An 18,958-nucleotide genomic window follows, 5' to 3' on the forward strand; every position below is an offset into this window, starting at 1 on the left:
CTGGATATTGCGACTATTTTTGAATCACTCTAAGTGCATTTCGTTACAATTTATGCGCAATTACACAATTATACGGCTTCGTCTTCCCACTTCTTATGGTCTTGTACAAAAAGTATTCCTAATTCATGGTGCTCACCATCATATAATGCACGCTGGTCGAAGCGGATTTCTCCGTTGAAGCCAATGACTTCCAGTTTACAGAATGCACGGTTTTTTTGTAGGGCTTGATAAAACTCATCAACGGTGTGAACAGAATATCCGTTTACTTTCATGATGATTTCGCCTACCTTGAGATTCATCTTTTCTGCAGGAGATTGCGGCAGGATCCCTAATATCATTAAGCCATGATCCCGTTTTGAAAAATAAAAGGCGGCAGAAGCATCATTCATTCGTTGACGAATGGTAATGAATTCACGACCTACCATTGCAGTACCTACAGCTATAAATGCTAGCGGTGTCCACCAAATACTGCCTGCAGCTAATACTAGCGTAATCACACCGAGCCACATAACCCGCTGTCCTGTTGTGTTTATGCTCTCTTTCGGCAGGGAACCTTGAACTCGCTGGCTAAATCCTAAGAAAAAGGGAATCACCAGTAATAAGAACGGCTCACCATTAATGGATAAAACCGGCCACCATGTTAAAGATGAAGTTAAATCTCCACCAGGAACTAAAAGGAGAAGCGGCAGCATCCACGTTCGATTTGCCTGATGGATACCGATCGGCAATCCTCTTGTACTCGTTTTTAAAAAAGGAGATGTATTCTGATGTGCTGTTCGCATCACCAATATTCCCTCAGCAACAAGCAAAATTCCTGCTAAAATACTAAGAGAAGCAAGGCTTGTCCCGGAAAAGCCCACAAAAAAAGACTCTAATTGATCCGGAATGAACGCAACAGCCAATAATGTTAGCCCGATGATAAAGGCAGTCGACAACCATCTTAGCTGAAGTGAAAAACTCAGCACCGCTGTTATGATGGCCAAAATAACAACTGTTCCAAACGGAAGACTCAGACCAAGCGCGAAAATCGCGATCGAGACAAACAGTCCCATCAAAAGTCCCTTTGTATACGTAAACTTCATTTCATCATATATATCCTGTACACGAATATGAAAAGAACTTCGCTCACGCTTAATACGAAGCATGCCATACATGAATGAAATAAGGAAAAATAAATAAAATAGCGGATGGATAAAAAAGCGACCAATTGCCCACAGCAACTCTAGTAACCAATTTTCAACCAAAACAGAATCCCACCTTACTGTTTCTACCCGTATCTACTAGGTTACTCATATTTTACCATCTCAAGGTATAATTGAGTATGCTTATTTTAAGTTCTCCCAGAGACTGCTGTTCGAAAGAGAGAAATCACGAAAGTTTTGCTCTTCTTCCATTCCTAGTAAATCCACAATCACTTTCATCGACTTTTTAATATCACTTAAAGAAAGTGATAAACGCTTATGATTTTGCAGCAAGTATTGGAAATACTCATTTACACAGTTTTCATCAATTTGTTCTACCTTTTTAATTGACGTGTAGTTTGCCACATACATGCTAAATAGCCTAATCGGCTTACTTGGGCTCGAATGAAAAGGCTGTGCCGAACTGCTTTCGGTTAATTGTGTAAAAATCTCCTGATATACCTGCTCCTTTTGAAAGCTTGAATTTCTCATTAACATAAAACCTCCCAAATTTCACCGAATACGACGAATATGATCTACTATATAAGTTCGGAAACACTTGGATTTTTACGACCTTAAACGAAAAATAAGAACTAGCATCAGCCAGTTCTTATTCCATCCTTATTTAAAAAGAGCTTTAATCGCCATCTTCAGTTGTAAATCATTCTCTTCTTTTTCTCTTTGCTCCAATACTTTTTGGTTCAGCGTATTAGCTGTTTGTTGGTCAATTTTTCCGCTAATCGGAAGTTCATTTGTCTGTTGAAAAGCCTTTACAGCAGTTTCCGTTCCTTTACTAAAATACCCATCTTCCCTTTCAGGTTCAAAACCTAATCCTTTTAACGCAACTTGCGCCGTTTTGACCTGTTCATTGTTCATATCAGGTACTAATGGTTTTTCAATTTGGAGTGGGCTGGCCTGATACAATTCCGGTTGCTCAACTTTTATTGTCGGCTCGACTCCTTTTTTGTGAATCCAATTACCTTCCGGTGTTAACCATTTGTAGAGCGTTAATTTAATGTTACTTCCATCCCCCATCGGAACTGCCTGCTGAACGGTTCCTTTTCCAAATGAAGTAACACCAACAATATCATAGCCTGACGCTTCTTTTAACGCACCAGCAAGGATTTCAGAAGCTGAAGCACTACCTTTATCAATCAAGACTGTTACCGGATACTCCTTTTTCTTGGAAAGTGTTGAGAAATAGCGCTTTTTATCACCATTTCGCTCCTCAATTTGAATATATGGAGAATCCTTTGTCACAAACTGCTTTAGAATTTCCTCAACGCTTTGTAAGTATCCACCTGGATTTCCACGAACATCTAATACAAGACCTTCAATCTTTTCTTTTTCAAGCTTAGATAAAGTGTTTTTGAAATCGTCTGCTGTATTCTCCGAGAAGGACGTAACCTCAATATACCCAACCTTTTTACCTTGATATTCCTTCGTTGATCCAAACACTGTTTCAAGTGGGATTTCATCGCGAACAACATCAAACGTTAGCTTTTCCCTTGAGTTTGGACGAAGCACTTCAATGGCTACCTTTGTTCCTTTTTTGCCGCGAATTTTTAAAACAGTTTCATGAAGGTCCAACCCTTCAACATTTTCTCCATTAATGCTGATGATCTGATCATTTGGTTGTAGACCTGCTTTTTCAGCCGGCGATCCTTTAAAAGGAGACACAATCGTTACTTTACCATCATTCATCCCGACCTCTGCACCGATTCCTTCGAAGGATGAATCAAGTGATTGAGAGAATTGCTTAGCTGTGTCTTTATCCATATACACAGAGTAAGGATCATCCAATGTAGAAAGCATGCCCTGTATCGCACCTTCTAAAAGTTCTTCCTGATCCACTTCCTCCACATATTTTGTTGAAATTAATTCAAGTGCCTGCTGAAACTTTTCAAACCCTTCACTTTCTGTTGCTTGTTGTTCTTCTTCAGCTTGAAACACGTTTCCAAAGGTTGGGACCGCCTCAACCTCTTGTGACGATTTGTCTTCCGTTAAATCCATTCCTACATACATACCACCAGCGCCAACTATTAGGGCTAAGGTCATTAACATTGCTGTGATTTTCTGATTCATCGTTTACCTCCTATTTCCAACGTCGCCAGGTTATGTCATTCCTAATTTTTTTAGACTATTTTAGTATATGACAAGCTTGGCCAAATCATGTAAGGCAATTGGGAGGGGAATTTGGGATGGATTGTAAGGTTAGCTGTGTGACCTTCGAACTGCATGTTTGCTTGTTTTGTCTTTTACTAATTATGGCAGACATATCTTTTTTGATTCTCATCTGATTTGTCTTTCATAAATTCTATAAAAGACTTTTCTCGTTTGATTCTAATCTGTTTTGTTCTTCATCCCTCTTATGAAAGACATTTCTCCTTTGGTTCTCACCTGTTTTGTCCCTCATCCCCTCTGTAAAAGACATTTCCAAACTATACACCACACATTATGTCCTTCATCTACCAACCACCGAAAAACCGTCCTAACCCACAGAGTTCCCAACCAATTCAAAACACAAAAAACCTCCTAAAACAACTTGTTTTAGAAGGTTTTTATCCGGGTATTGTTATGGTAAATAGTTTAACGGGTTTACAGAACTCGCAGATCCGTTCCATGCACCTTTATGAATTTCAAAGTGTAAATGCTGTCCTGTTGAACGGCCTGTGTTCCCCATGATTCCGATTTGTTGGCCTTTTGATACAGATTGTCCGGCACTTACCATCAGTCTTTCTTGGTGTGCGTAAACAGTTGTAAAGACTTGTCCATTTATTCTATGAGAAATGTATACAACATTCCCAAAGCTGCTGGAGTAGTTTGCGCGAATGACTGTTCCACTTGCAGCTGCAACGATTGGTACATCTGCACTATTGGCAATATCAATTCCGCCATGTAGTTTTCTCCCGCCTGTTACAGGATGCTCACGGTAACCATATCCTGACGTAAATGTTCCGGATGCCGGCCACATGAACGAACCGCTGCTTACAGCTGGTTTTTGAGATGATGCTGAGCTACTGCTACTGCTGCTTGAGCTTGATGATGATGACGAAGAAGAGCTTGATGAACTTGACTTCGCCGCTGCTGCTGCAGCTGCCTCTGCTTCAGCCTTTTTCTTAGCTTCTGCTGCAGCTCTTGCCGCTTCTTCACGCTGACGTTTTTCTTCTGCTTCAATTGCGCTTTTTTGTTCTGCTAGGAAGGCTGCTTCATCTTCCAATTCATGTATTTCATGAAGGGCATCATCTTGTTTCTGCATAACTTGTGACATTAACTCTTCTTTTTTCTTCTTTTGAACAGCTAATTGCTTTTTAAGAGATTCTAATTCTGTTAAAGCTATCTCTAATTCTTTTAGCTTACTATTTAGATCTGCCTCTGATTGCTCTAAAAGCTGTTTATCAGCTTCATGTGCTTTAATAATTTCACGATCAGCTTCTACAATGGTTGATACAGCACTTACACGACCAACAAAATCTCCAAAGTCCTGAGCACCTAGAAGCACATCTAAATAGCTAATCATTCCACCTGTTTCCTGAAGTGCACGTGCCCGATCTTCAAGTAACTTATTGCGCTCTTCAATACGCGCCTTTACTTCAGCAATCTGTACTTTTAGCTCTTCGATTTGCTTTTGCGTTTCTTTTATTTTTTCTTCTTGCTCTCTAATTTTCCCATTTGTTTCTGAATATTGAGTGTCAATTTTTTGAATCTCCGAATCGATATTTGCCTGTTGACCTTTTAGTTCATTGATTTCACTTTCTTTTTCACTTAAGCTTGATGACACATCTGATTGTTTGCTTTCTATTTCCTGCTTCTTTTCCTGTAGTGTTTCTGCAAGGGCGAGGTGGTTATTCGGAAGTAACAACCCGCTTGTCCCAACTACAGCAGCCAAGCTATACGCAACTAGCTTTCTTTTCATCATTCATCCTCCCCCATAATTATGTAAAAACTAGTAAACTAGCAATTAAGAAAATTGCTAGTTTACACTTTTAAGAATTTACGAACAGACATTAAACTTCCCCAAACACCGATCAACGCACCAATAAACAATAATAGAGCTGAAACTTGGAACACAAACGGGCTAAATGGTAATACTTCAACAAATGATCCTTGAAGCTTAGGTAATGCCCATGTATATAATGATTGGTAACTGACACTAATTAATACGATTGGAATAACTGATCCAAGTACACCTAATAATAATCCTTCAAGGAAAAATGGCCAGCGGATAAAGCCGTTAGTTGCACCAACTAATTTCATAATTTCAATTTCACGTCTACGAGCAATAATCGTAATTTTGATTGTATTTGAAATTAGGAACATCGCAGTGAAAATCAACCCGATAATTAAGGCAATTCCGATGTTACGTGCAACAGAAATGGCATTGAATAATTTATCAACCTGATCCTGTCCATAACGAACTTTTGACGCATTTTCTAATTTTTCTATTTTCTCAGCAACAACAGTTGTATCACGCGGTTCCTTTGCTTTTACAACAAACACGTCATTCAACGGATTGTTTTGCTCAAATAGTTCAAACGATTTTCCTTCTTCTCCCAAGCTATCCACTAAGTTTTCAAGTTCTTTTTCCTTAGGTGAAAAAACAACCGAATCTACTTGGCTTATTTTTTCAATTTCGCCTTTCAGAGTTTGCTGTGCTTTTTCATCTGCAGTGACATCAATTAACACGCGAATTTCTACGTCTTGTTCAAGATTATCTGCGACATGATTTAAGTTCATCATAATCACAAGAAATGTTCCAACTAAAATTAACGTGACTGTTACAGCACTGACGGATGCAAATGTCATCCAAGTATTTCTTGCTAAACTTTTTAAGCTTTCACGTAAATGACGGCCAAGAGTATTAATCATATATACCGTACTCCCCTCTTGCTTCGTCACGCACAATTTTTCCATCTTCAACAGCAATAACACGTTTTTTTAATGTATTTACAATTTCTTTATTATGAGTTGCCATCACAATGGTTGTGCCACGATTATTAATTTCTTCAAACAAATTCATAATTTCCCATGATGTATCAGGGTCAAGGTTTCCTGTCGGCTCATCCGCGATCATCACTGCCGGATTGTTGACAATCGAGCGGGCGATGGACACACGCTGCTGCTCCCCACCAGATAACTCATCAGGGAAAAACCTTGCTTTATGTTTAAGCTGAACTAAATCTAAAACATCTAGCACTCTCTTTTTAATACTTTTCGGATTTTCACCGATAACTTCTAATGCAAATGCGACATTTTCAAAGACTGTTAGTTTTGGTAATAATTTAAAGTCCTGGAAAACGACACCGATTTGACGTCGTAACATCGGAACCTTAGATTCTTTCAGGGTTGAAAGATCAACACCATTAATTACGATTTTACCGCTTGAAGGCTTTTCTTCACGGTACATCATTTTAATGAAAGTCGATTTCCCTGCACCACTTGGTCCGACCACATATACAAATTCGCCTTGATTTATCATAATATCTATTCCATTTATAGCTAACACACCATTTGGATATGTTTTATATACTTCTGACATTTCAATCATAGATATAAACCACCTAAAGTTGTTTTTTTACACTTTGAAACTATGTCAATACCTGTCGATAAATGTCGACGAAATAGACATAGTAACCCCTTGTCCTTAAATTACAAAATTAATTATACCATCAAATTTCGGCAAATATAGACTAAATTATATTACATTTTCATTTCATCTGTGTGAAGTGCCGTCGAAACGTTGGCATATAAGGAGTTTCCTGCTGAAATAATGGTATAATGTAACAAACATATTTCATGAAAAAATAAAAAGATAACCTTTTGCGGGCTATCTTTTTTGTATTTTACCTTATTTCTTTTCTGCTAACCAAGAAGCGACAACTTCAGCATCTGCATCATTTAACAATCCTTTTGGCATACCGCCTTGTCCATTAATAATGATGCTTTTAATTTCATCTTCACTATATTTTGCGCCAACTTCTTGTAAATTTGGACCTGATCCGCCTTCAAGGTCGCGACCATGACAGCCGATGCAGCTTTTTTGAACGATTTCCTCAGCATTGCCTGCTGTTTCAGTTGTAGTACCGCCTTCAGTTGTTTCTTCTGCTGGTTCTTCAGCACCTCCGCAAGCACTTAACACAAGAACTGCTCCAAATAATAAGGCAAATAATTTTGTTTTCATCACAGCCACTCCTAGCACACGTATTATGGTAAATACTCCAATTCAAGGATATTATAACCTATCTATACCCGTTTGAAACCCTCACCCAGCACCTCAGATGCGTCTGTCACCGTGACAAAAGCATGTGGATCGATATGTCTGACAACTTGTTTCAATTTTGTGAATTCTGTTTGATCAACCACACACATTAACACTGGCCGTTCATTATTAGTGAATCCCCCGTGTGCTGCAAGCCTAGTGACACCGCGATCAATTTCATGTAAAATCGCATCCTGCACTTCCTGCTGTTTATTCGTAATAATCATCGTCATTTTCGAACGTCCCCAGCCAATTTGAACAATATCAATCGTTTTGCTTGTCACATATAAACCAATTAGCGCATAAAGACCTCTTTCAATATCAAACACAAAAGCAGCCGATAACACAATTAAACCATCTATAAGTGCCACACATGTCCCAAGTGATAAACCTGTATACTTATGTATAATTTGTGCCGCAAGATCTGTTCCACCTGTTGACGCTTTTCCTCGGAAGACAATGCCAAGGCCAAGTCCTATACAAATCCCGCCAAAAAGTGATCCTAGTAACGGATCCATTGTTGCAGGTTCCCAATCTCTGGTGAGGTACACAACGAATGGAACAAAAATCGTTCCAATCAAAGTTTTGAAACCAAATTGTTTTCCTAAAAGGATTACACCTGCAATAAATAACGGGATATTAAAAGCCCATTGCACATAAGCTGGCTCAAATCCAAATGTTGCATCAAGGATCGTACTGATTCCACTAACACCCCCAGAAGCTACACGATTCGGCAATAAAAACAAGTTAAAACCGATGGCGACAAAAGCAGAACCTACTACTATGTATATGTACTCCAGGATTTTTTCAAGCTTAGGATTTTCGATGTTTCTTCTTTTCATGTTCAAACCATTTTCCTCCCTATTCACATAGTGAATGTTCCTAGAAGAGTATAGCACCGGTGTTTTCCTATGTGAATAACAGCTAGATAACGTGGTAGTGAGGTAAAGAAGTTATGGTTAGTGTTTGTTAGATGTGGGGATTTTACACAAGGAAACTTTGAGGTGATGTTTTTTTGGGGAGAAAAAAAAACGCACTTATATCGGCGTTAGTTATTTTCACGATTTTCAAGAATAAAGAGTCGTTTATCATTCTTTGTAATACGATTGTTCACTTAATGGAATTCATCCTCTGTTTTTTTGTTCATCAGTTTTAATAGGGCAACAACGTCTTCCGTTTGTGACCGTTCTATTCGATTTACTGTTTCTTTAATATCTACTACATCTGATTTTAATTTTCCAGTGTCACTTTTAAGTAGTTTTACATCAGTCTTTAATTCTTGTGTATCGTTTTTTAATAACTGAACATTCACCTTAAGTTCTTTCGTATCTGTTTTTAGAAGCCGGACGTCTCCTTTTAGTTCTTTCGTGTCTGTTTTTAATAGCCGGACGTCTCCTTTTAGTTCTTTCGCGTCTGCTTTTAATAGCCGGACGTCTCCTTTTAGTTCTTTCGTGTCTGCTTTTAATAGCCGGACGTCTCCTCTTAGTTCTTTCGTGTCTGCTTTTAATAGCCGGACATCTCCTCTTAGTTCTTTCGTGTCTACTTTTAATATCTTGACGTTAGATATTACTCCTTTCATATCCTTTTGTAGTTCTAATAAGATGTTCAGTATTTGTTTCTCCATAGTCTCTATCACCTCTCTTAGATTTTTCGCCTTAAGCACTTACCATTATTATGACATGTTTTCTCTCAGAAGAAAAATAGTCAAAATTAAAAAATCACACTGATTTTTGGATATAAACAGTGTGATTTTTTACTTTTATATTATGAAAGCTTCGAACGTAAAAAGGCATCAATAAATGGATCCAGTTCTCCATCCATCACCGCATGAACGTTTCCAATTTCTGTGTTTGTACGGTGGTCTTTTACCATTGAGTATGGGTGGAAAACGTATGAACGGATTTGGCTTCCCCAGCCGATGTCCTTTTGTTCGCCACGGATTTCCGCAAGCTCTGCTTCCTGCTCTTCAATACGTTTTTGATAGAGTTTAGCTTGAAGCATTTTCATCGCACGTTCACGGTTTTTAATTTGTGAACGCTCTGTTTGACATGTTACAACGATGTTCGTTGGTGTATGTGTGATACGAACTGCAGAGTCAGTTGTATTGATGTGCTGTCCACCGGCTCCACTTGCACGGTACGTATCAATTTTCAAATCTTCTGTACGGATTTCAATGTCGATTTCTTCATTGAATTCAGGCATGACTTCACAAGAAACGAATGACGTATGACGACGACCTGATGAGTCGAATGGAGAAATACGGACTAAACGGTGTACCCCTTTTTCAGCTTTTAAATAGCCATATGCATTATGACCTTTTATTAACAGCGTCACACTCTTGATCCCCGCTTCGTCACCTGGTAGGTAATCAAGTGTTTCAACCTTAAAGCCTTTTTTCTCTGCCCAGCGAGTGTACATACGAAGAAGCATGGAGCCCCAGTCCTGTGACTCGGTTCCACCTGCACCCGGGTGAAGCTCAAGGATGGCGTTGTTTTTATCATGTTGTTCGCTTAGTAAGAGTTGAAGTTCAAAGTCGTTTAGTTGTGAAACAAGTTCTTTCATTTCGGACACAAGTTCACCTTGGAGATCTTCGTCTTCTTCTTCTTTTACAAGTTCATATGTTAGTTGAAGATTTTCGTAGGATTCGTTTAGGTTGTGGAATTGGTCCACCATTTCTTTTAGTGCGTTTGTTTCATTGATAATGGCTTGGGCTGCGTTTTGGCTGTCCCAGAAGTCCGGGGCTGTCATTTGTGCTTCTAGTTGTTGGATTCGTGCTTCTTTGATGTCGAGGTCAAAGAGACCCCCTAAAGTCCGCTAAACGTTTAGCTGTTTTTTCAAGTTCTTGTCTAATTTCTACTAGTTCCATAATGTTCACTCCATTTATAGTCTCTGAAAATTGTCCGTTGATTTCCGCTGCAGGTTGCTCGCTTTCCGCGGGGTGGGCGGTGAGCCTCCTCGGCGTGAACGCCTGTGGGGTCTCACCTCCCCACTCATCCCGCAGGAGTCTCGCACCTTCCGCTACATTCAACTAATTGCTACATACATTGTAAGCTTAATAAATAATCGTTCAATTATATATTCGCAAACAAGAGAGAGGTGATCTGCTTATCAACCTCTCTCTTCTTCAATAATTGTTTATTATATCCTGTAGTGGCTGTGGAATGCTAGTTATTGTCCGCAGCAGTTTTTATATTTTTTTCCGCTTCCGCAGATGCAAGCGTCGTTGCGGCCGATTTCTACTACTTTACGTTTTGGTTTCTTTTTCGGTGCTTCGTCGCCTTCTTTTGGGTGTACGGCTGTTTGTCCTTGGGCCACTTCCTGGCGTTCAAGGTTGTTGCGGATTTGGGCTTTCATTATGAATTTTGCTACATCTTCTTCAATGGCAGCGATCATGTTTTCAAACATGGCGAAGCCTTCCATTTGGTATTCACGTAGCGGATCGTTTTGACCGTATGCACGTAAATGGATACCTTGACGAAGTTGATCCATTGCATCGATATGGTCCATCCACTTCGTATCAACTGCACGAAGAAGGATAACTTTTTCAAATTCACGCATTTGTTCTTGGCCGAAGTCTTCTTCTTTCGTATCGTAGTGTGCATGGGCTTTTGCATAGATAAACTCAACCATTTCTTCCGGATCTTTACGACGAAGATCACCGATTGTTAGCTCATCCTCTTGAAGAATATTCGCATTCATATAATCAAGAATTCCTTCAAGATTCCACTCTTCCTCTACCTCATCTTTAGGAGTGTACATCGCAACTGCACGCTCGATTGTTGATTTAAGCATTTTCTCAACGATTTCACGCAGGTTGTCAGAATCAAGAACCTCGAAGCGCTGTTTATAAATGACTTCACGTTGCTGACGAAGGACATCGTCATATTGAAGAAGCTGTTTACGTGCATCAAAGTTATTACCTTCTACACGTTTTTGCGCTGATTCAACTGCACGTGAAACGATTTTACTTTGAATTGGCTGTGTATCGTCCATGCCAAGACGATCCATCATATTCATCATGTTTTCAGAGCCAAAGCGGCGCATTAATTCATCTTCCATGGAAAGATAGAATTGCGTAATACCAGGATCACCTTGACGACCGGAACGTCCACGAAGCTGGTTATCAATACGACGTGATTCATGGCGCTCTGTCCCGATAACAGCTAACCCGCCAAGTTCACGGACACCTTCACCAAGCTTGATATCTGTACCACGACCAGCCATATTTGTCGCGATCGTTACCGCTCCACGCTGACCTGCGTTTTCGATGATCTCCGCTTCTTTTTCGTGGTTTTTCGCATTCAAGACATGGTGTGGCACGCCTTTTTTCTTTAACAACTGAGAAATTAATTCAGATGTTTCAACCGCAACTGTCCCAACAAGGATAGGCTGACCAAGATCATAGCGTTGCTTCACTTCTTCCACAACAGCACGGAATTTCCCTTCCATAGAACGGTATACTAAGTCTGCTCTATCATCACGAGCGATCTGTCTGTTCGTTGGAATTGCCACAACCTGCATGTTGTAAATATTACGGAACTCTTCTTCCTCTGTTTTCGCAGTACCTGTCATACCAGACAGCTTTTTATACATACGGAAATAGTTTTGGAATGTGATTGTTGCTAATGTCATGCTTTCGTTTTGGATTTCAAGGCCTTCTTTTGCCTCAATTGCCTGGTGAAGTCCATCACTATAGCGACGTCCCTTCATTAAACGACCTGTGAATGAGTCGACGATGACAACTTGTCCTTCTTCCACAACATAGTCCACATCATTTTGCATAACGAACTGTGCTTTTAATGCCTGGTTAATGTGGTGTAGAAGCGCAACATGTGAGATATCATAGAGATTTTCAATTCCGAACGCTTTTTCAGCTTTTGTCATACCTTCTTCTGTTAGCTGAACTGCCTTTGTTTTCACATCATAAGTGAAGTCATCGTCTTGTTTAAGTTGACGGACAAATCCGTTCGCTTGAATATAGAGCTTCGTCGACTTCGCTGCCTGCCCGGAGATAATCAGCGGTGTTCTCGCTTCATCGACTAAAATCGAGTCAACCTCATCGATAACGGCAAAATTAAGCGGACGCTGTACCATCTGTTCACGATAAAGAACCATGTTGTCACGTAAGTAATCAAAACCTAATTCATTATTTGTTGAATACGTGATATCTGCAGCATATGCTTCACGCTTTTCATCTTTGCTTAATGAATTTAAATTAAGACCGACTGTTAACCCTAAAAACTCAAACAGCTGCCCCATTTCATGAGCATCACGACTAGCTAAGTATTCATTGACTGTCACAACATGTACACCTTCACCAGAAAGTGCATTTAAATAAACAGGCATCGTAGAAGTTAATGTTTTCCCTTCCCCTGTTTTCATCTCGGAAATATTCCCTTCATGTAAGGAAATACCACCCATTAACTGTACTTTATAAGGATATAATCCCAATACACGCTTCGCTGCTTCACGAACAACAGCAAACGACTCTATTAATAAATCATCAAGCGAAGCACCTTTTGCTACGCGATCTTTAAATTCTTCTGTTTTTGCTTTCAAAGCCTCATCAGATAAGCCGCTCATTTGACCGCTTAATGCATCAATTTGATCAGCCATCTTTTCGTAACGATTTAACGCACGTTTGTTAAAATCAAACACCTTATTTAAAATTCCAAGCATGTAATACGCTCCTCTGTGTTTAGAGTGAAAGATCATATAAAACTATTGTCTACCCTTTATTTTAGCACTATTTATGGTGGGGGACAACTGAACAGATGCCTATGTGAAAAAATGATAGATAGCATTGTTACTAACTAGACTGCTACTTCATTTTATCTCCTTCAAGGTAAAAAGATTATCAACCAAAAAAAGGACTTGAAGAGTGCTTTTGACATGTTTTCTACTCTGCTTCGCTCACTATAGCCTTGGAATTAAGGTGTAGAAACACATTTGTAATGGCTCTAGAAAATAGAACAACAAATACATATAACAAAAAAACATAAAAGTAATTGGCACCATTTTTCAAATGAAAGAGATGATGAGCAACGATTATTGGCTTAAATATAAAAGATAAAAATAAAATTAACCCAAAATTATAAAGATAAAAGTTTTTCTTATTTTTTAAGATCCATTGATACAACAAAATAAATAACACCGGTACTAAAGAAGTATCAATTCCAACATGGATCGGTAAAAAAGGGACTGCTTTATACGGATATTCAAAAAAATTATATCTTGTCCCTATTGCATCCGTGTATACCATCCATGCATGGATATTAAAACCATAGAAACCTAATAAAAATACCCTTTTTTTATCAATAAGAAGATATAGAACAACTAATGGAATAATAATAAAACTAACATTTAACCAAAATTGCCAAGTATCGAAAGCTGAATAATCCAGCCAGTAATCAATCCATCCGTTTGAAACCTTTTCTTGCGTTTCTTTTAATTCGTTTAGCTGATTGAGCTGTTCTTGTGGGAGATCTTTCCTCATACATCCACCTCTTATATAAGTTGGTCGTCTTATTATTGGCAATTGTATGGAAATAAAATCCCCCATTTTAAGCTACAAAAAAATAATTAATATGGTTAAGTAAATCTCAGTGAAGAAAAGACTCAACTTCTTTCTTTGTAGGCATTCCTGATTGAGCACCAAGCTTAGTGACAGAAAGTGCAGCTGCGGCATTGGCAAATTGACTGGCCTCCAGCAATGATAATCCGCTGCTAAGAGAAAAAGCCAATGCCCCATTGAACGTATCTCCCGCCCCAGTGGAGTCAACTACGTCTACCTGATATCCGTTAATAAGCTGTTCCTCTCCATCTTGTTGGAGCTGAATTCCCTTTGATCCTCTTGTTACAATGCTTTTTGCCTTCAATGCCTCTGTTTCTTTCTGTGATAGATTTGTACTTGAAAGAAGGCTTTCTAGTTCATGTTCGTTTGGTGTGAGGTAGGTCGATTTGAGAATCAACTTTTTAGGCAGCTCCTGCATTGGTGCTGGATTTAGGATGACCGGTACGTTATGTTTACGAGCTAGATCGGCTGTTTTGACTACACTGTCCAATGGGATTTCTAATTGTAATAAAACGATATCCGCATTGCTGATCAACTGTTCATGTTGTTGGACAAGTGATGATGTGAGTTCATGATTAGCACCTGGAACCACAATGATGCTGTTGTCACCTTCTGATAATGTGATTGCTGCAACTCCGGATGAAGTATCTGAAATGGTTTGTATGTAAGATGTGTCGACACCTTGTTTATGTAAATGTTGCTTTAGCTCACTGCCAAACGCATCGTCTCCCACACAGCCAAGTAAGGTCACATCCCCTCCCAGTTTTGCAGCAGCCACCGCTTGATTGGCACCTTTTCCACCCGGGACTGTAATAAAATCCTCCCCTAGAACTGTCTCACCAACTTTTGGAATTGTGTTTGTTTGTGTTACAAGGTCCATGTTGATGCTGCCGATGACAACAATGTTTGGTTTCTTCATTAGATTTTCCCCCTCAACGTAAAACAGCGCCCTTAAAGGCGCTGCTCATTTATACATGTGGCTCAATTAAGCCGTATTTTCCATCTTTACGTTTATATACAACATTGGTTTTATTCGTTTTTGCATCCGTGTAAACGAAGAAGCTATGTCCAAGCATATCCATTTGAAGAATGGCTTCCTCACTGTCCATCGGCTTAAGATTGAATCGTTTCGTACGAACAACCTCTTCCTCTTCATCCAGCTCATCCTGTGGCAGATCCTCAGGCTGGTAATTGCTAAACACAAACTTTGGAGCACCTTGCTCGCGAAGCTTGCGGTTCACTTTTGTTTTATGTTTACGAATTTGTCGCTCTAATTTATTCACAACAAGATCAATCGCTGCGTACATATCCTGGTGATTTTCCTCTGCACGTAGAACCAGATCCGTCATTGGAATGGTCACTTCTATTTTAGATTCCTGATCATTATAGTACTTTAAGTTAACATTGACATTCGCGTCAACTGACTCTTCAAAGTATCTCTCAAGCTTACCAATTTTCTTTTCTGCATATTCTCTTAATGCTGGAGTTATTTCAATGTTTTCCCCTCTGACGTTATATCTCATGATTGAACTCCTCCTTTATGATAAAGCTATGTAGTACTATTTCTATACTTCCCTGCTTGTCTCCTGCATAAACTTAAAAAAACTTTGTGACTTTTTGTAGAAATTTGTATGGTTAGGTAAAGTTTGTGAAGAGGGCATTAAGGGTATGTAAATAGTTTATGTGTTGTGAATGGAGAAAATGAAAAAACTCACCCGATATTCGTGAGTTTTTATTGGAATCACAGGGATTCTGTTTCTTAACTTTTAATCTCTCTATGGGTATATGTGGTCTAGTGGCTTCGGGGGCAAGTTTTTGAGGAAAAGTAGTTAAGGTGGATTAAGACTGGTTTATTTCACGCAGTTTTTTCTCATGTTGTAATGTTTTAACCGAAATGAAATCAACGGTTTCTTGTGTTTCGGTTCATTCTACGCGGAAACCGTCCATTTTCTTCTCCATTCTATCCAATCTTTCTTCAATACGGTCGAATCTTTCATCCACCTTTTTAAATTTTTGATCCATTTTGTCTGAATGTAGTTTTAATGCATAGAGTATTTCCTTTAACGTTTATTCATTGTCATTATAATACAGGTATGATATTTTTTCTAGATGGACTTTTGTAAAAGTAACGTTAGAGATGAATGGAAAATGAAAAAACTCGCCTGTGGCGAGTTTTTTCATTAAATTACTTTAACAAGTTTAAAACACTCTATGCTGATTAGCGGAAAGATTTCCTATCTGATCTATTTTCGTTTATCATAAAACATACCATCAGACACCGATACATCTTGGTATGGATTGGAATACTGTTTAGTAGATACTTTTGTTTTTTTCAGATTTACCATATCCTGTTGAACTTGTGACTTCAATTCAATTAGCTTCTCTATTATTGTTTTATTCCATTTGGAAATTTGTTCACCTAGCTGTTTTTCTTTCTCATTTTTTGGTTTTTCACTTCTATCGATAAACTGTTGGCGTTCTTCAAGCAATGACGTAATTTGCTTAATTACGTCCTCTCTGTGGTCTGGATCTACTGGTTTTTCAACTAGGTTCAGTAGTTTTTCAGTAATTCTGTGTATTTCAATAACAGAACTCACTAAGCCTGCCCGCCTTGTCCATGTTGTTTTTGACGATTCATTTGAATAACTTGTTTCCATGTGTCTCTAAATTCAATTGCATAGTTCTCTACTTCTTTTAAAATAGATGGATCATTCTTAATATTTGCTTCTATTAATCGGTGATTCATATATTCATACATCACTTCAAATTTTTTAGAGATTTCATAATCTTTATTTAAAGTAATCATTAGCTCTGTGATAATCTTTTGGGCTTTTTGAATGTTTGTATTTTTTTCTTGAATATTTGAATCTTCTATTGCTTTTGCTGCTTGTCCAATAAATTTGATACATCCGTTATAGAGCATTAGCGTAATTTCACCAGGTGTTGCTGTCGTAATTGCATTTTGTTGATAGGCTGAATACGGATTATTGATTGCCACTTATGACACTCCTTTTCTCTAAGCAAATTGTTGCATTAAGTATGTTGATTGAGAATTAGCCTTTTGTATCGCTTGTTCCATTGCTGTAAATTGATTCCAGTATCTATTTTCAATTTGAGTGAGACGATCTTGGAATCGATCAATTTGTGAATCTAAGCCAACAATATTGCGTCCAATTGAGAATTGCTGATTTGTTGAAGTCAGTTTCCCTGCTTTTTTCTCAATTCCCTCTACTGTATCACTAATGATATTTCGAAGTCGTTTTGTTAGTCCTAGTTCTGCCTGTACAGTACTATCTTTTGTAGTTGTTGTCCCATCTGTTGCAGTTGTTGTGATACGGGTAGCTCCACTAAACATTTGAAATACAGCCTGTGGATCTTTTTCAATTGCTTCCCTTAGTTTTGTTTCATCAATCGTTAGCTTTCCATTATCTCGATAATTATTTGTTGTTTTTATACCAATTTCCGCCAATTGATTATAATCACTATTTGCTCCAGTACCTGTATACGCAGAATATAATGCAGTTCGCATCTTATTTAAAGAAGAAGCTAAAATCGAGTCATTTTTTAATAGACCACTTTTTGCTTTTTCTTCCCATAATTCAATTTGTTTCTCAGACATTGCCTCTTTTTCTTCATCTGAGAGTGGCTGATAACTTCGATAGCGTGTTTCACTTATTTCTCCGTTTATTTTTTCGATTAATTCATTATATTTGTCAACAAACTGGACTATTTTATCTACCATATTATCTGTATCACTAGAAACTTTTATGGTAGCAGCTTTACCATTAGTTACGTCATTTAGGGTGTATGTGACATCGTTAATCGTAAATGTGTTGCTAGAGCGTGTAATGTTTTCAAGGCCATTGAGGGTAAAGGCAGCATCATCACCAGCTGTTTTTGTAGCTTCAAGAGTATATGGAACGGTGTTATTAGTTGTATCCGAGAAGCCTAAGCTTGCAAATAACGTCTTGGCAGCTTCATTTTCTATAGTAATTGAGGATTTACTTCCGGTATCATTTTTAGTCATAACGACTTTACCATTTTCCGTAAATAAGTTAATCCCTAATTCCTTTTTACTTGACAACTGTTTCAAGACATCTTCCAGAGTAGATCCAGCTTTAATTGTTAATTCGATAACATCCGTTTTCGTACCGTCACTATTTGTTACCATTGATTGTGTACCATCACCATTTGTAGCCTTTAATTGAATAACAGTGTCTGACGCAAATGTGTTTTGATCATATGTTATTCCTGAGTTGGAAATCCAGTTTGTGGAAGAAGCTAATTTATTTACTACTATCGATGTATTAACATTTCCTGCATTCGTGCTTGCTGTCGCAGTAACCGCACTGGACATAGAACTTGTTACAGTCTTTTTTAAAAAATCCTTTTGTAGTGTCATATTGTCAAATATATAATCATCAAAATCACTTAAAAGAGTGTTCATGCTACGATAATCATCTCGTTGCCATTCAAGTAATTGCTTTTTTTGAGATAGTTTATCTAATGGAATTCTTTCAGCCTTCATTAAGTCACTGACTAATGTATCAATATCCATGCCACTAGCTAATCCACCAATTCGAACCATGCTTTTTCACCTCTATATCTTTTTATCAAACAAAATCCCCATAAACTCTGTCATTTCTGAATACATATCAAGAACCTTTTTTGAGGGTATTTCTTTTATTACTTCATTTGTCTGATCATCGACAACTGTTACATAGTATTCATTTAGTTCTTCGTGAAGTTGAAATTTAATATGTGTATTTGTTGGTTGTAGAAAATCGTTTAATCCTTTAACTATTTTTTTCAGACCCTCTTCATCTTGTACCACATTTTTTTCTATTTCAGTTTTTGCTTCTTTATCTCTTTTTTCTGCGTTACGATATGTTTGTTCTAAGTTGTGAAGTGCTGGTTGTGAAGTAATTTTGTCGATAGACATGG

18 protein-coding genes are annotated in these 18,958 nt (G+C 38.2%); all 18 read right to left on the reverse strand.

Going from position 1 to position 18,958, the window contains the following annotated elements; all coding sequences use genetic code 11:
• Window positions 1-68: 68 nt before the first annotated feature.
• The 18 genes from BK577_RS03990 to flaG all read right to left on the reverse strand — a co-directional run bounded on the left by BK577_RS03990 (window position 69) and on the right by flaG (window position 18,956).
• Window positions 69-1,244 carry a PDZ domain-containing protein gene (locus tag BK577_RS03990; protein WP_078431729.1) on the reverse strand — a complete coding sequence of 392 codons (1,176 nt, stop codon included), beginning with the start codon at window positions 1,242-1,244 and terminating at the stop codon, window positions 69-71.
• Between the two features lie 81 nt (window positions 1,245-1,325).
• Window positions 1,326-1,673, reverse strand: a complete 348-nt coding sequence (locus tag BK577_RS03995; protein WP_078431730.1) for a swarming motility protein SwrAA — start codon at window positions 1,671-1,673, stop codon at window positions 1,326-1,328.
• Between the two features lie 129 nt (window positions 1,674-1,802).
• Entirely contained in the window at window positions 1,803-3,266 is a 1,464-nt protein-coding gene (locus BK577_RS04000; RefSeq protein WP_078431731.1) for a S41 family peptidase, read from the reverse strand.
• A gap of 490 nt (window positions 3,267-3,756) precedes the next feature.
• A complete protein-coding gene (locus BK577_RS04005) occupies window positions 3,757-5,097 on the reverse strand; it encodes a murein hydrolase activator EnvC family protein (protein WP_078431732.1) in 1,341 nt (446 codons plus the stop codon).
• A gap of 62 nt (window positions 5,098-5,159) precedes the next feature.
• The gene (gene ftsX, locus BK577_RS04010; protein ID WP_078431733.1) at window positions 5,160-6,050 is read right to left on the reverse strand and encodes a permease-like cell division protein FtsX; all 891 of its coding nucleotides are present in this window, start codon (window positions 6,048-6,050) and stop codon (window positions 5,160-5,162) included.
• The gene (gene ftsE, locus BK577_RS04015) at window positions 6,043-6,729 is read right to left on the reverse strand and encodes a cell division ATP-binding protein FtsE (RefSeq protein WP_026559714.1); all 687 of its coding nucleotides are present in this window, start codon (window positions 6,727-6,729) and stop codon (window positions 6,043-6,045) included. Before ftsE ends, ftsX begins: the two co-directional genes overlap by 8 nt.
• Before the next feature lie 300 nt (window positions 6,730-7,029).
• Entirely contained in the window at window positions 7,030-7,362 is a 333-nt protein-coding gene (gene cccB, locus BK577_RS04020; protein WP_078431734.1) for a cytochrome c551, read from the reverse strand.
• 62 nt (window positions 7,363-7,424) lie between these two features.
• A complete protein-coding gene (locus tag BK577_RS04025) occupies window positions 7,425-8,282 on the reverse strand; it encodes a YitT family protein (protein ID WP_078433455.1) in 858 nt (285 codons plus the stop codon).
• Window positions 8,283-8,554: 272 nt separating this feature from the next.
• Window positions 8,555-9,064: a hypothetical protein gene (locus tag BK577_RS04030; RefSeq protein ID WP_078431735.1), complete on the reverse strand. Its 510-nt coding sequence runs from the start codon at window positions 9,062-9,064 to the stop codon at window positions 8,555-8,557.
• Between the two features lie 140 nt (window positions 9,065-9,204).
• A protein-coding gene (gene prfB, locus BK577_RS04035; RefSeq protein WP_139367318.1) for a peptide chain release factor 2 occupies window positions 9,205-10,306 on the reverse strand; the annotation gives its coding sequence in 2 pieces (ribosomal slippage) (window positions 9,205-10,233 and window positions 10,235-10,306; 1,101 coding nt in all).
• 302 nt (window positions 10,307-10,608) lie between these two features.
• Window positions 10,609-13,119: a preprotein translocase subunit SecA gene (gene secA, locus BK577_RS04045; RefSeq protein WP_078431738.1), complete on the reverse strand. Its 2,511-nt coding sequence runs from the start codon at window positions 13,117-13,119 to the stop codon at window positions 10,609-10,611.
• A gap of 220 nt (window positions 13,120-13,339) precedes the next feature.
• A complete protein-coding gene (locus BK577_RS04050; RefSeq protein WP_078431739.1) occupies window positions 13,340-13,936 on the reverse strand; it encodes a CBO0543 family protein in 597 nt (198 codons plus the stop codon).
• Between the two features lie 106 nt (window positions 13,937-14,042).
• A complete protein-coding gene (gene rbsK / locus BK577_RS04055; protein WP_078431740.1) occupies window positions 14,043-14,933 on the reverse strand; it encodes a ribokinase in 891 nt (296 codons plus the stop codon).
• Between the two features lie 49 nt (window positions 14,934-14,982).
• Complete coding sequence (hpf, locus tag BK577_RS04060) at window positions 14,983-15,537, reverse strand: ribosome hibernation-promoting factor, HPF/YfiA family (protein ID WP_078431741.1); 555 nt, start codon at window positions 15,535-15,537, stop codon at window positions 14,983-14,985.
• Between the two features lie 720 nt (window positions 15,538-16,257).
• A complete protein-coding gene (gene fliT, locus BK577_RS04070) occupies window positions 16,258-16,611 on the reverse strand; it encodes a flagellar protein FliT (RefSeq protein ID WP_078431742.1) in 354 nt (117 codons plus the stop codon).
• Entirely contained in the window at window positions 16,611-17,012 is a 402-nt protein-coding gene (gene fliS / locus BK577_RS04075; RefSeq protein ID WP_078431743.1) for a flagellar export chaperone FliS, read from the reverse strand. Before fliS ends, fliT begins: the two co-directional genes overlap by 1 nt.
• Window positions 17,013-17,030: 18 nt before the next feature.
• Window positions 17,031-18,602, reverse strand: a complete 1,572-nt coding sequence (locus BK577_RS04080; RefSeq protein ID WP_078431744.1) for a flagellar hook-associated protein 2 — start codon at window positions 18,600-18,602, stop codon at window positions 17,031-17,033.
• 12 nt (window positions 18,603-18,614) lie between these two features.
• Window positions 18,615-18,956 (reverse strand): flagellar protein FlaG, encoded by a 342-nt coding sequence (gene flaG, locus BK577_RS04085; protein WP_078431745.1) that lies wholly within the window; start codon window positions 18,954-18,956, stop codon window positions 18,615-18,617.
• Window positions 18,957-18,958: the final 2 nt, after the last annotated feature.

The sequence above is a fragment of the Metabacillus halosaccharovorans genome (assembly GCF_002019635.1).
Classification (GTDB): domain Bacteria; phylum Bacillota; class Bacilli; order Bacillales; family Bacillaceae; genus Metabacillus; species Metabacillus halosaccharovorans.

Bases quoted from the DNA above. Each gene is read 5' to 3' on its own strand.
- BK577_RS03995 (WP_078431730.1), bottom strand. From the start codon at position 1,673: ATGAGAAATTCAAGCTTTCAAAAGGAGCAGGTATATCAGGAGATTTTT.
- BK577_RS04000 (WP_078431731.1), bottom strand. From the start codon at position 3,266: ATGAATCAGAAAATCACAGCAATGTTAATGACCTTAGCCCTAATAGTT.
- BK577_RS04005 (WP_078431732.1), bottom strand. From the start codon at position 5,097: ATGAAAAGAAAGCTAGTTGCGTATAGCTTGGCTGCTGTAGTTGGGACA.
- ftsX (WP_078431733.1), bottom strand. From the start codon at position 6,050: ATGATTAATACTCTTGGCCGTCATTTACGTGAAAGCTTAAAAAGTTTA.
- ftsE (WP_026559714.1), bottom strand. From the start codon at position 6,729: ATGATTGAAATGTCAGAAGTATATAAAACATATCCAAATGGTGTGTTA.
- cccB (WP_078431734.1), bottom strand. From the start codon at position 7,362: ATGAAAACAAAATTATTTGCCTTATTATTTGGAGCAGTTCTTGTGTTA.
- BK577_RS04025 (WP_078433455.1), bottom strand. From the start codon at position 8,282: ATGAAAAGAAGAAACATCGAAAATCCTAAGCTTGAAAAAATCCTGGAG.
- BK577_RS04030 (WP_078431735.1), bottom strand. From the start codon at position 9,064: ATGGAGAAACAAATACTGAACATCTTATTAGAACTACAAAAGGATATG.
- secA (WP_078431738.1), bottom strand. From the start codon at position 13,119: ATGCTTGGAATTTTAAATAAGGTGTTTGATTTTAACAAACGTGCGTTA.
- BK577_RS04050 (WP_078431739.1), bottom strand. From the start codon at position 13,936: ATGAGGAAAGATCTCCCACAAGAACAGCTCAATCAGCTAAACGAATTA.
- rbsK (WP_078431740.1), bottom strand. From the start codon at position 14,933: ATGAAGAAACCAAACATTGTTGTCATCGGCAGCATCAACATGGACCTT.
- hpf (WP_078431741.1), bottom strand. From the start codon at position 15,537: ATGAGATATAACGTCAGAGGGGAAAACATTGAAATAACTCCAGCATTA.
- BK577_RS04080 (WP_078431744.1), bottom strand. From the start codon at position 18,602: ATGGTTCGAATTGGTGGATTAGCTAGTGGCATGGATATTGATACATTA.
- flaG (WP_078431745.1), bottom strand. From the start codon at position 18,956: ATGTCTATCGACAAAATTACTTCACAACCAGCACTTCACAACTTAGAA.